This window comes from Bradyrhizobium sp. Mp27 (genome assembly GCF_029953005.1).
GTDB lineage: Bacteria > Pseudomonadota > Alphaproteobacteria > Rhizobiales > Xanthobacteraceae > Bradyrhizobium > Bradyrhizobium barranii.
In genome coordinates, this window is record NZ_JASAUS010000076.1 from 30,188 (window position 1) to 42,521 (window position 12,334).

General features: G+C 64.5%; 11 protein-coding genes and 1 pseudogene. 4 read left to right on the forward strand and 8 right to left on the reverse strand.

Annotated features, from left to right (window positions below; genetic code table 11):
• Window positions 1–119 precede the first annotated feature (119 nt).
• Window positions 120–1,097 carry an AraC family transcriptional regulator gene (locus QJT78_RS30495; RefSeq protein WP_028149172.1) on the forward strand — a complete coding sequence of 326 codons (978 nt, stop codon included), beginning with the start codon at window positions 120–122 and terminating at the stop codon, window positions 1,095–1,097.
• Window positions 1,098–1,487: 390 nt separating this feature from the next.
• On the opposite strand, the gene QJT78_RS30500 is transcribed toward QJT78_RS30495, so the two are convergent.
• Window positions 1,488–3,809 (reverse strand): molybdopterin guanine dinucleotide-containing S/N-oxide reductase, encoded by a 2,322-nt coding sequence (locus tag QJT78_RS30500; RefSeq protein ID WP_281460385.1) that lies wholly within the window; start codon window positions 3,807–3,809, stop codon window positions 1,488–1,490.
• Between the two features lie 308 nt (window positions 3,810–4,117).
• On the opposite strand from QJT78_RS30500, the gene QJT78_RS30505 reads away from it, so the two are divergent.
• Window positions 4,118–4,465, forward strand: a complete 348-nt coding sequence (locus QJT78_RS30505) for a RidA family protein (protein ID WP_028149174.1) — start codon at window positions 4,118–4,120, stop codon at window positions 4,463–4,465.
• 17 nt (window positions 4,466–4,482) lie between these two features.
• Here the strand turns inward: QJT78_RS30505 and QJT78_RS30510 are convergent, their stop codons facing one another.
• The 6 genes from QJT78_RS30510 to QJT78_RS30535 all read right to left on the reverse strand — a co-directional run bounded on the left by QJT78_RS30510 (window position 4,483) and on the right by QJT78_RS30535 (window position 11,411).
• Window positions 4,483–4,947, reverse strand: coding sequence for a hypothetical protein (locus QJT78_RS30510; RefSeq protein WP_028149175.1), 465 nt, complete (start codon window positions 4,945–4,947; stop codon window positions 4,483–4,485).
• Window positions 4,931–5,851, reverse strand: a complete 921-nt coding sequence (locus QJT78_RS30515) for a DUF2950 domain-containing protein (RefSeq protein WP_038942241.1) — start codon at window positions 5,849–5,851, stop codon at window positions 4,931–4,933. The genes QJT78_RS30510 and QJT78_RS30515 overlap by 17 nt, the downstream gene beginning before the upstream one ends.
• Window positions 5,848–7,584, reverse strand: coding sequence for a DUF3300 domain-containing protein (locus tag QJT78_RS30520; RefSeq protein ID WP_028149177.1), 1,737 nt, complete (start codon window positions 7,582–7,584; stop codon window positions 5,848–5,850). Before QJT78_RS30520 ends, QJT78_RS30515 begins: the two co-directional genes overlap by 4 nt.
• A gap of 140 nt (window positions 7,585–7,724) precedes the next feature.
• Window positions 7,725–9,614 (reverse strand): sensor histidine kinase, encoded by a 1,890-nt coding sequence (locus tag QJT78_RS30525; protein ID WP_028149178.1) that lies wholly within the window; start codon window positions 9,612–9,614, stop codon window positions 7,725–7,727.
• A gap of 137 nt (window positions 9,615–9,751) precedes the next feature.
• Window positions 9,752–10,984: a biotin/lipoyl-binding protein gene (locus QJT78_RS30530; protein ID WP_038942243.1), complete on the reverse strand. Its 1,233-nt coding sequence runs from the start codon at window positions 10,982–10,984 to the stop codon at window positions 9,752–9,754.
• Window positions 10,977–11,411 (reverse strand): hypothetical protein, encoded by a 435-nt coding sequence (locus QJT78_RS30535; protein ID WP_049807440.1) that lies wholly within the window; start codon window positions 11,409–11,411, stop codon window positions 10,977–10,979. The genes QJT78_RS30530 and QJT78_RS30535 overlap by 8 nt, the downstream gene beginning before the upstream one ends.
• Before the next feature lie 173 nt (window positions 11,412–11,584).
• Here QJT78_RS30535 and QJT78_RS30540 point away from each other — a divergent pair, with 173 nt between their 5' ends.
• Together QJT78_RS30540 and QJT78_RS53210 are read left to right on the forward strand one after the other, a co-directional pair.
• The gene (locus QJT78_RS30540) at window positions 11,585–12,037 is read left to right on the forward strand and encodes a hypothetical protein (protein WP_028149181.1); all 453 of its coding nucleotides are present in this window, start codon (window positions 11,585–11,587) and stop codon (window positions 12,035–12,037) included.
• Between the two features lie 2 nt (window positions 12,038–12,039).
• A pseudogene (locus QJT78_RS53210) lies at window positions 12,040–12,141 on the forward strand (polyphosphate kinase 2); the annotation flags it as partial.
• Here the strand turns inward: QJT78_RS53210 and QJT78_RS30545 are convergent.
• A partial coding sequence (locus QJT78_RS30545) for a hypothetical protein (RefSeq protein ID WP_281460386.1) occupies window positions 12,126–12,334 on the reverse strand: 209 nt, incomplete at its 5' end. The pseudogene QJT78_RS53210 and the gene QJT78_RS30545 sit on opposite strands and share 16 nt — an antisense overlap.

Consider the following 12,334-nt stretch of genomic DNA (forward strand, 5'->3'; position numbering starts at 1 on the left):
CACCTCCTAATCATCACTAACGGGCTTCTTGCCTGGCTCACGCCTATCCTCTGATCGTGGAAAGCACTGAGAGTTGGCCGATCGCTGCAAGCGGCGACGAGGCCAGGAGAGGACGAGCGATGTTCAATGACTTGCAAGCAGCGCATGCCTGGATCGAATTTCCCGCCAGCCGGTGTGATCGCGAGGCTTCGCACGGGATGCGAGCAATCGCGCTGGAAAGCGGATGGCGCAAGGTCGACCGCGGCCTGGACGCGGACATCACGATTTCGCGATGGGAAGACTCTCGGACCATCTCGTCGCACGAAGCGACGACGCCAGCCGACCGCTATTTCGTCGCCATCGCCCTGAAGGCCGCTCGGGTCAAGCTGACGCGGGACCGTCAGATCATCTTCGACGGCACCATGCCTGCGGGCACGCTGTATGTCTGTGCGCCATCGAAGCTTCTCGGCGTGCAATTCCAGTCGCCCTGCGCTTTCCTGCACTTCCACATCTCCTCCGATCATTTTTCGGCGGCGCGGCCGGCGACCGAGGGCCTCAACGACCTCGTCTTGCTGCGCGACCCGCTCGCCGCCGAGCTCGCCAAGGCACTGACCGAGCATGGCGATACCGCGGACCAGCAGTACGCGCGCTGCATCGGCGAGACCCTTGCGATGCATCTGACCCGGCTCGAGCTGCCACGCTCAAAAGTCAATGCCTTGCCGAAATGGCGGCTGCGGCGCGTCGAGCAATATATCGCCGATCACTTTGATCGCTGTATCAGCCTATCCGAGCTCGCCAATGTCGCAGGCCTCTCGAGGATGCATTTCGCGGCACAGTTCCGCGCCGCGACCGGCTACCGTCCACGTGAATATCTGCTCAATCATCGCGTCGAGCATGCGAAGACCTTGCTCACGACAACCGAGCGGCCGCTAGCGGAGATCGCGCTTGCCGTCGGCTTCAGCACCCAGGCGCATTTTTCGACCGTGTTCAAGCGCATCAGCGGCGAGTCGCCGGCACGCTGGCGTCTGGCCAGCAGGGCTGTGCTGCCTGCTACGGAGGCGCTTTCGCGGCGGCGCCCTGCCGCGGACATGGACTGGATGGTCGGCGCTGCCGCGTAGTTCGTGCGCCGGCAGGTGAATTGGGATCGAGGGATCTGGAATCAAGGCACTTGGAATCAAGCGACTTTGGATCAAGGCACTTGGCATCACGCCATCTGCACTTCGACCGGTTTACGATTTCTTTGGCGTGAGTGCCCTGCCACTCGCGCCGGCTCGAGCCCTTTCCCTCCCGGGTCTGCGAGCCACTCGGGGCCGTCCCTGCGCCCACACAGGACGGCCCCTTTTCTTTCTGCCTCTCGTGTCCTGAACGCGCTACGGCACGGGCACGAGGGCGCAGTATGATCCACACTCCCTCCACGTCGTCATTACGAGCGCATTTCGCGTAGACCGGATGGAGCGCAGTGTAATGCGGCGCCTTCGCAATACGGCCGCACGATCCCGGCGACGCGCCTACACCGGATCGAACGCCCGGATCGGCGGCAGATTGCCGGTGAACTTCTCCACCTCGACCGTCGTGAGCTGGCCGGTGCAGCCCTGCGCGAAGGACGAGGTGCCGATGTCGCGGGTGAGCACGTTGGGATTGCCGTGAACGCAGAGCGGCGCTTCGTCCTCGGGGTCCATCGGGTCGTACCACGCGCCGGTCGGAAGCTGCACGACGCCTGCCGCGATGCCGTCGGTGACGTGGGCGGCGGCGAGACAGGCGCCGCGCTCGTTGAACAGGCGGATGATGTCGCCGTCCTTGATTCCGCGTGCATCGGCATCGCGTGGATTCATGCGCGCGACCTCGCGGCCGCGATGCTTCGCGCCCAGCGAATGGCCGCCGAAGTCGAACTGGCTGTGCAGGCGCGTCACCGGCTGGTTGGCGACGAGGAAGCACGGCGCGCCGGGTTTCGGCATGTCGGTCTTGTCGAGCCAGACCGGATGGCCGGGGCAATCGGCATCGCCGTGCGCAGCGATCTTGGCTGAATAGATCTCGATGCGCCCGCTCGGCGTCGGCAGCGGATGATTGGCCGGATCCTCGCGAAAGCTGCGCAGCCGGCCGCCGTCGTCGGGCTGTTGCGGCACGACTAGGCTGCCGCGCCGCCAGAATTCGTCGAAATCAGGCGCCTCGAGGCCACGCGCTTGAAGCGAGGCGCGCGTCGGCTCGTACAGATGTTCGAGCCACTGCCGCGACGTGCGCCCTTCCGTGAAAGGTTCACGCGCACCCAGACGCTCGGCGAGATCGGCAAAGATGTCGTAATCGTCACGCGCAAGGCCAAAGGGCTCGGCGATCTGGTGCATCGCGACCACCAGGGGATCGTTGGTCGAATAGCCGATGTCCTCGCGCTCCAGCGTCATCGTCGAGGGCAGCACGATGTCCGCGTGCCGCGCCGTCGCGGTCCAGGCGAGCTCGTGCACGACGAACGTATCGAGCTGCGCAAAAGCCTTGCGCAAGCGGTTGATGTCCTGATGGTGATGGAAGGGATTGCCGCCGGCCCAGTAGACGAGGCGGATGTCCGGATAGGTACGCGTCTCGCCATTGTAGCGATAGGTCGTGCCGGGATTGAGCAGCATGTCGGCGATGCGCGCGACCGGAATGAAATCGCGCACGCCGTTGCGGCCCTGCCCCAGCGTGGGGCCCGGCACGTCGTTGACGCGGCGGCCGTAGTAGCCGATTGCGCCGAGCGAATAGGCATAGCCGCCGCCGGGCAGGCCGATCTGGCCGAGTGCTGCCGCCAGCACCATGCCCATCCACACCGGTTGCTCGCCATGCTCGGCGCGCTGGAGCGAATGCGAAACGGTGATCAACGCACGCTTTCCGGCGGCGCGGCGCGCGAGCTCGCGGATCGCGTCCGCATCGACACCGCAAATCGCGGCGGCCCATTCGACATGCTTGGCCTGCCCGTCGCTCTCGCCATTGAGATAGCGCAGGAACACGGGCCAGCCTTCGGTGTAGCGATCGAGGAAGGCCTGGTCGTGCAGGCCTTCGCTCACAAGTGTGTGGACGATACCGAGCATCAGGGCGGTGTCGGTGCCGGGCAGGCACGTCATCCAATCGGCGCCGGCCTCGACGGGAAGATCGTCGCGCAGCGGGCTGACCAGGATGAACGCGCAGCCGCGCCGGCGCGCGGCTTCCATGGCGCCGCGCTCGACATGCTTGCTGATCGAGCCGCCGGCCACCATGGAGTTCTTCAGCGCCATGCCGCCGAACGCCAGCACGATGTCGGTATTCTCGGCAATTTGCTCCCAGGTGACGTTGCGCTTGGTGATGTCCTCGTAGCCGGCGAGAATTTGCGGCAGCAGCACCGAGGATGCGCCCGAAGAGTAAGTGTTCACCGAGCGCACATAGCCGCCCATTGCGATGTTGAGGAAGCGATGCACCTGGCTCTGGGCATGATGGAAGCGGCCCGCGCTCGACCAGCCGTAGGAGCCGCCGAACACGGCGCCGGGGCCGCGCGTGTCGCGGATGCGGCCGAGCTCGTCGCCGAGCAGATCGAGCGCTTTCTCCCAACTGACGGAGACGAACTCATCGCGGCCGCGGCGATCGTCCGGCCCAGGTCCGCGCTCGAGCCAGGCGCGGCGGATCGCCGGCTGCGCGATGCGCGCCTGATGCCGCAGCGCGCCGGGGAAATTGCCGATGATGCCGTTCGGATCGGGGTCGCCCGCATAGGCCCTGACCTCGAGCCCGGCTTCGCTTTGACGCGCGGAAAACACGCCCCAATGCGAGGTGTGGGGCTTGAAGCCGTCAGACAGGTCGAGGCCGGGGTCGGGAAAGCCAATCGTATCGTCCATCGTCTGATCCTTGTTCCGCGCGGCACGGGCCCAGCCGCTGCCACGTCAATTCCGGTGGCAGTATACCGATCCGCATCCCGATGTCGTCGGGATCAGGGCCGTCGGAAACGCCGGACTCCCGCGCGCAAGTACAGCTTGGTGACCGTCCGACCGCGCGACCAGCGGCGATTCCTAAGACAATTTATTCTTTATTTTCACTATCTTGCTGGTTGACCTTCGGGACGCCCCGGTCGCGAAATCTCTTCAAACGACATCGACATGGAAATGTGCGATATGCCGCCCATCCCCACAGCAGCATCGGTCTCATCATGATCCAGCGCGTCTTGCCCTACGAAGGACTCCTCCACGAAGTGGTCGAGCATAATGGCGTGCTCTACATCGGCGGGATCGTCCCCGAGGACACCAGCCTCGATATGTCGGGCCAGGCCAACGACGTCCTCGGGCAGCTGGCCCGCCTGCTGAAGACGCTCGGCTCCGATCTCGCCAACGTCTTGCAGGTGACCATCTTCATGATCAACCTGAAGGAGAAGGCGGAGTTCAATGCTGCGTGGAAGGCGCACTTTGCGGAAGCTCACCTGCCGGCGCGCGCGGCGATCGGCGTGGCCGATCTCGGTCCAGGCGTCAAACTCGAGATGACGGCCATCGCGGCCCGGTAACCCCAGGCTCGAGGCACTCACTTCCAGGCGATCGTGATCGCGCTGATGTTGGAGGCGAGCTCAAGTCCGGCCTTCGGGCCTTGCAGCACGATCGTCACGCCCTTTTCGTTGCGCAGATGGGCGCCGTTGACGCCGCCGACGAGTGCGAAGCCGCCGCCGACGGAGCTGTAGGTGCCGACGAAGTCGCCGACATCGCGAATGCCCGATGCCCGGCCATCAAATCTGCCGACGGTCGCACCGGCCGTGATGCCGACGCTCAAGCCGGAGACCTTGAAGGGATAGTTCCGACCGCGGTAGTTCAGCACGCCACTGCCGGTGCCGCCTCCGACCAGCAGGCCAGCCTTGACGAACCTCACCTGAACATGGCCGCTCGCTTGCGCGAACGACGGCGTGGCCGGCATCGCGAGCAGGAGGAGCGCGAGCGCCGCAAGGCCGATTGCGATCGCGCGCCGCATGCGTTCCGGTTTAAGGCTTCGCGGCATCGACCTTCTTCCAGGTCTGGTCGGGATCGAACAACGTAGTGCGCTCGGCGACGACCGCCGTGCGGTTGCCGAGATCCTTCTGGTAGACGGTGTCGGCATGATTGACGAGAAAAGTCATCACGCCGGAATTGCCGTATTCGGCGGGCCAGGCGATCAGTCCGAAGCCCCCGATCATCTTGCCTTTGACGACGTAGTTGAGCGCGCCACCGGGCGCGTCGGAACCCTGGCCTTTCAGGATGCGAAAGTAGTAGCCGTGATAAGGCGCGGGTCCCTCGCCTGTGCCTTGCTTGTAGCCTTCGGCCGAGGCCTCCGCGACCAGCGCGCCGAGCGGGCTCGGATCACTGTCGTCACGCCAGAACAGGCCGTCCTTCTTGCCGGGCGTGGAAAGGAAGCGTTGCGCGTAGACACCGGCGCCCTCGCCGCGATCCTTGTCGGCGTATTCATTCTGGGCATCGACATAGGCGAGCGCGGTCTGGATCGCGTCGAGCTCGTTGCGGCCGATGCGGCGGCGAAGCACCTCGATCCGCCCCTCGTCGGTGTCGAACGCCCAGCCTGTCTTGGTGTTGACCAGCGGAACCGGGAACGGGAAATCGTCCGGCCCCAGTATCAAGGTCGCGGTCTTGTTGCCCTCCGCCTTGATGCCGTGCTTGGCGTCGAACATCGACGTGAAGCGCTGACGGATGTCGTTGTCGGCGACCTCGTCACCGGACGAGACGATATCCTCGGCGGCCCTGCCGAGCACCTTCAGAATGTCGCCCGGCCCGCTTTTGACTGCGGCCGCGAGCGCGGCGGCCGCATCCTCCGGTGTCTTGTAGGACTGCTGTGCCTGTGCCGCCGAGCCAAGCATGGCGAGCGCCACCACGCCCGACAGGATCGCGCGATGGAGCGATTTCAGGCCGATCATGGCGTCACCTCCGCAGGGATCTTCGCGCCGTCGGCGAGCCAATCGCGGTAGGTGCGGAATGTCAGACCAAGCTTGTCATAATACACGCGCAGATAACCATCGCTGCCGCGGGTCACGGCGTCAGGCATCACCTGCTCCACCTCCTGCGCCATCACGCCGACATAGGCCTTGTCGCTGCCGATGTAGCTGAAGCGATAATAGCCGAGGCCGTTAGAGAGATGGCCGAGCAGCGTGATGTCGTGCTTCAGCGCGATGTCGGAGCGCCGGCCACCGCCGCCACCGCCGCGGCCTCCTCCGCCGCCTCCACCACGGAAGCCGCCACCGCCACCACCATGCATGGCCATTCCGCCACCGCCGCCGCGCCCGGCAAAGCCTCCGCCGCCACCGCCGCGCGGCATGCTTGCCATGCTGGAGCGTCCGCGCGCCGATGCTGCGGCCGCCGCCCGGCCCGACGAGACGTTCATCGCACCGCCGCGATTGCCGCCACCGCCACGATTGGCGGCAGCGCCGCCGCCGGCACGGTTCGCAGCCTTTGCACGATCGCCGCCGCCCTTACCTGCATTCTTGCCTGCATTCTTGACGCGATCTCCACCACCCTTGGCACGATCTCCCGCGCCAGCGCGATCGCCGCCGCCGGGCCGGTCGCCGCGATTGCCGGCACGATCACCGCGATCACCAGCACGATCTCCTGCACGATCTCCTGCACGGTCACCCGGACCGCCACGATCACCGGCACGGTCGCCGGCGCGATCTCCCGCCCGATCTCCCGCACCCTGGCTCGGACGCAGCACCTGGTTGCCGTCACGGCCGCGGAAATCCATCCGGTCCGACGCGCCCGCCCTCACATTGGTGTTGCCGAAACGCTGCTGGACGTTGGTGTTGTTGTAGCGCACGCCGCCGCGATGCGCCGGATTGTGCTGCCATCCGTTGGCGATGTTGGTGGTGCGATGATTGACGTAGACATTGCGGTTGCCCCAGTTGCAGCCGCCGCCCCAGTAATTGCCCCAGCGCCCGATCGCCCAGGCCGTGCCAAAGGCAATACCGGCCGCGACCACGCCCGCGCCGATATAGGACGGATAGCCCCAATAATAGGGCGGGTACTCCGCGTAGGGCCAGGTGCCGTAGACCGTCGCCGGATCGTAATAGGGCACGTACATCTCGGCGGGATCGGCCTGCTGGATGACCACCACCTGCTTGCCTTCCTGCGACTGGACGCTGACCTTCTGCTGTTTGGTCGTGACCAGCTTCTTGTTGTCATAGGCCTTGTTGCGCAGGCGCTGGATCGCGTCCATCACGTCGGGCTGCTGCGCGAGAAAGGCATCGCCGAGTTTCTGGGTCCATTCGAGCTTGTCGCTCATCATCGACAACACATCGGGGGTGCTGGCGAGCGCCTTGACGCTGTCGTCCCAGGCCTGCTTGTCGACCTCGGCCCTCAGCGCATCGCCCTTCAGCGTCTTGCGCTCCTTCAGCCAGCGATCGGCCTGCACGACTTCCAGCGGATAGGTCGATGCCGCCAGCACATTGGCCAGCAGCTCGTCGGGATAGAGCGCGATCGGCGCCACTAGCGCCTCGAGCTGCTCGGGTTTCAGGAGTTCGGCGCTCGGCGGAGGCGGACTTGCGGGCTGTGCCTGCGTGCTTGGTGCCGCCGGCTTGTCAGCTGTCTGCGCGGTCGCGGTGATCGGCATCGTCAGCATCAACGCAAGCGCCATCAGAATCTTGCCGCAGCGAAACATGCCATCCTCCATCGAACTTCCGGCTACCAAGATCGGGCCGCGGCATGGGCGTTTATTGATCAAGATCAACGAAGGCCGGCTTCGCCGCCTTGTTGCGGCGCGAGAGCGATGCCGCGCGGCCGGATCGCAAGACGTCGGTGTTAATGGATGATCGGGAGCCTGATCGTGAACAGCGCGCCGCCCGACGGCTGGTTCTCGGCGGCTATGGTGCCGTGATGGGCCTCGACGATGGTCTTGACGATTGCAAGCCCCATACCCATGCCCTGAGGCTTGGTCGTGAAGAATGGATTGAAGATGTTCGGGAGGTCGCCGACCGCAATGCCCGAACCGGTATCGGCGATCCGGATCTCGGCGTGGCTTCCGGCGCGCCCGGTCGATACGCTGACCTCGCGCTTCTTCATGTCCGCGTCGGAGACCGCATCCAACGCATTGATGATCAGGTTGAGAACGACCTGCTGCAGCTGCACGGGATCGCCCTTGACGTTCAGCTCCGCAGCGGCCGGCGCGTAAGCCAGCGTGATCCGGCGCCCGTCGGCGACGGCTGTCACCAGGCCAATGGCTTCCCGTACCGTGTCGTTCAGTTCGGTGTCCCTGATTTCAAACGGCCGCTTCTTCAGAACGCTGCGAAGCCTGCGGATGACCTCGGACGCCCGCTGATCGTCGCGCCTGATGTCGGCCAGAATCTGGCGGATCTCGTTGATGTCGGGTGAAGTGGCCTTGAGCATGAGCTCCGCCGTCTCGGCATTGGTCAGAATGGAGCCGAGCGGCTGGTTCAGCTCGTGGGCAATCGACGTCGTCAACTCGCCGACGGCCGAATAGCGATTGGCGTGGGCGAGTTCCGCCAGGCGCTGTCGCGACTCGATCTCGGCCAATTGACGGCGATGGCGCTCGTGCAGAAGCCCGCTGATGAAACCGGCCTGTATCAAAATCACGGCCGCGATCAGCAGCATCTGCCAGCTATAGCGATCCCAGAGGGTCGACTCACGAAACAGGATTTCGCTGCCCGGCGGCAGACTGTTCTCGCCGATCCCCCAGCGCTGCAACTCCCGCCAATCATATTTCGGCGTCCCGAACCCGATCGGCTCGTATTTGATGCGGGCCGGCTTCTCGCCGTCGAGGATGCGGAGCGCGGCACTGACGGTCTTCGAACTGGTTTCGGCGATGGAGTGCATGGGCCCGCCGACGCTGGCGTCGCCGAAGAAAGGTTCCTGATACGAGAAGATCGGCGCGTTCGCGACAGCATGCAGCCTGTGCAGGGCTATATTGCCCTCGTGGACAATGCCGGCGGCATCGACCAACATCAACCCCCAGAACAGCGCGGAATGAGGCGGAAGCGCCGACGCGCGCTTCAGGGTCTCTTCAAACGGCAGGTCCGAGTACCAGACGAGGTCGAGCCGGCCTTCCAGCGGTTTCAACTCCCGCTTCACCTCCTCGATCCAGAATTTCTCGAGGGGCGAGGCACCGACCACAACGGCAACCGTTTTGGTATCGGGCAAAAGCCTGAGAATGTTCTCGAAGGCCGCCACGAAATCATTGCGGACGGACACGACCACGTCATTGTCGGTGAGATCCAGGCGGTTCACCAGTCGTTGTTCGACCACGGTCAGCACCGCCGGCGCTTCCGGAAAGAGTTTCGCACGGTATCTCTGCACGAACCGCGCCGCGGGTGCGCCGATGCTCAGCACGATGTCGGGCGGCTTGCCGTGGTAGAGCGAACCGAGATATTCGACGAAGGGCGCTTCGGGGCCCGCATTGTTGAAGCGCGCGCTGAGCAGCGCGTGCTCCTGGACGTCGAGCGGCCAGGGCGATTGCCGCTCGAGCTCGACCTTGATGCTCCGCGCGTATTCGCTCCAGGGGCGAAACTCGCGGCCGAAGGAGTGCAGGATCAGCACGCGCTTTGGCTCGCTGCGCGCAGCCGAGCCGGGCTCAGCGGCTCGCGCGGGCCCGGACAGCATGCACGCGGCGAGCAACAAGCCGAGACCCAACAGCGTGGCCGCAACCAGCCACTGCTTGACCGACGCCATGGTCATGCGCCCGTTCCCCTTCGCCTCGACCGCTCTCCGGCGCCTCCGGACCACAATTCTAGCGACAAATGGGCCGCTACGACAGTGCCGAGGACGCAGTCAAGCTGCACGCAGGACGGGGCGAAACGATCCGATCTGACACGTCAGTGCCCGCTCAGCACAAGCGTCTGGATCGGCAGCAGCAACGCCTGGATGCGCAGCAGCAGGGCATGGACCAGGCCGACGCCGTCGACGACGTGCAGCGCGATCTTTCGGCCGGTCGGCGTGTCCTTGGCGGAAATCTCTTCATGATTGCTGGTGTAGGCGTTGACGATACAGCTCGAGCCCGGCGTCACGCCCTCGAGGCCGCCTTTGTAGAGCGGCTCCAGGAACACCAGGATCGTGCCGGGCCGAACGGCGTTCTGTGCTTCCAGTAACTGCTCGCCGGAGCGGAATTGGCCGGTGGCGATGTAGTCCTGCACCGTCGTGATCACCATCGGGATGATGACCCACGGCTTCGAGATGCAGGTCGCTTCCGCCACCATGCCGGTCTTCATCACCTGGGCCTCGATCTGACCGAAGCCGGCCTGAAGGACCGATCGGCCGGCCTCCGTCGGAATCAGGATTCCCGCCGGCCGCATCAGCTGGTTGACGACGTCGCCGGGGCGGACAAGGAACTGCTCGACGCGCCCGTCGACGCCGGCGCGGACTAGTGTCTTGTCGAGATCGACCTGGGCCTGATCAAGCGTCGCCTCGGCACTCGCCTTCTGCGCTGGAAGCGAGGTCGAGACCTGCAAGGCCGCCGACTGCCGCGCGGCCGTCGCGGCATCGATGCCGGACTGGCGCTGGTCGACCAGCACCTGGAGCTTTTCGATATCGCGCTGCGGCACGATGCCGGGATTTCGGCGCTGCAGCTCGGTCTTGACGTCGAGCTCGTCCTTGGCCTGCTGGTAATTCGCCTTCGCCTCGCCGATCTGCGCATCGGCCTTGACCACGTCAGCTTGTGCCGTCTGCATGGCGGCATCGACTTCGGCAATCTTGCGCCTGGCGGTCTCAAATGCGGCCTGCTGCTTCGAGGCGTCGAGCGTGAACAGCACGTCGCCCTTCTTCACCGGCGCGCTGAAGCCGAACTTGACCTCGGCCACGCGGCCCGAGCCTTCGGGCAGGATCGGCACGGTGCGGAAATAAAGCGTCGCGTTGGTTGTCGACGGATGGAAATAGAAGATCATGGTGATCAGCGACACCGTCAGCATCAGGCAGCCGGTAATGCCCCAGCGCAGCTCGTACCAGACGGAGAAGAAGGTGATCTCCTTGCCAAAGCGCTTGCCCTGGACGTAGCGGCGGTAGAGATAGTCGGGCAGGATCGTCAGCAGCGAGCAGAACATCAGCTCAAACATGGCTGTGCTCCTTCTCCTTCGCGGGCCCCGGCTTTTCTGGAGGCGGCGTGTCGCCACCTGTAGGTCGCGGGCTGGCCTGCGTGGCCGCGTCGCTGTCTTCGGGCGTCGCATCCGCGATCTTCTCCACGGAATCGGCGATGCTGCGCAGCGGACCGCCGAAGTCGGGAATGTCGATCATGGCCAGCAGCAGGCCTGCGATCCAGAAGATGTGCATGTGCGTGAAGAGCGAGATCAGGCCGAGCACGGCTACGAATTCGAATTGCAGCTTCTGCGACTTATGCGCCATTCGCTCAGGCAGGCTGTGCAGTTTCCAATAGAGAGTACCGACCCAGAGCACGGTGCCGATCAGGAAAATTCCCATCACGACCATCAGCGGATCCGCCCCGCTTCCCGGTGCGAGATAGAACGGCAGATGATGCGGGGCCATCGGATGAAGCTGATCGCTCAACGTTCTCTCCTCGTCAGGCGCGTTCCACTTGAATGCGTCGAATGCAGTGTCGGTATCGGGTGGCGCAATTGCTTGATTTGGATCAACGGGCCTGGAACGGCCCCACCTAGCCTCGCCTGAAAGTTGACGTGCAACAACAGGAGCCGCCTGCCATGCCCGGCATCGATGATCTCATCCCCAGCGCCACGCAGATCCGCAAGGAAGCAGCCCTCAAGGAGGCAGCGAAGGCCGACGAATATGCGCGCCTTGCCGCCGCCGCCGAAGCCGAGAAACACGCCCTCATTGAACGCCTCAGCAAACCTTCTGGCAAGACCGAGGACGAGAAGATCAAGCTCGCCTCGACGATCATCCAGCGTGCGGTGCGGAACGGCTTGACCGAGGTTCAGGTCTATCGCTTCCCCAACACGCTGTGCACCGACAAGGGCCGCGCCATCAATCAGATGGAAGCGGGCTGGGAGAACACCCTGACCGGGATTCCGAAGGAAATCTTCCAGCTCTGGAGCGATTACCTGAAACCGCGCGGCTATCGCATCGCCTATCAGATCATCGATTTTCCAGGCGGTGTTCCCGGCGACATCGGCGTGACCATTTCCTGGGGTGATTGAGCATGGCCAAGGACGCGCCCGCGGAGCGGATGAAGCGGAAGGACTATGAGAAGGAGCTCGAAAAGCTCCAGCTCGAGCTGTGTCACCTTCAGGAATGGGTCAGATGGGGTATTCGGCCTGTTGCTGAGCCCCGCGTTAGCAGGGTGCTGCGCTTCAGGTTGATGATAAACGTGGTCTGTTTTCGAACAGCCACAAGCATCAGACGGAGAAGCGCAGCATGAAACATTACGCTGGACTGGACGTGTCGGTCAAAGAGACGTCCCTGTGCATTGTCGACGAAACGGGCCGCATTTGCCG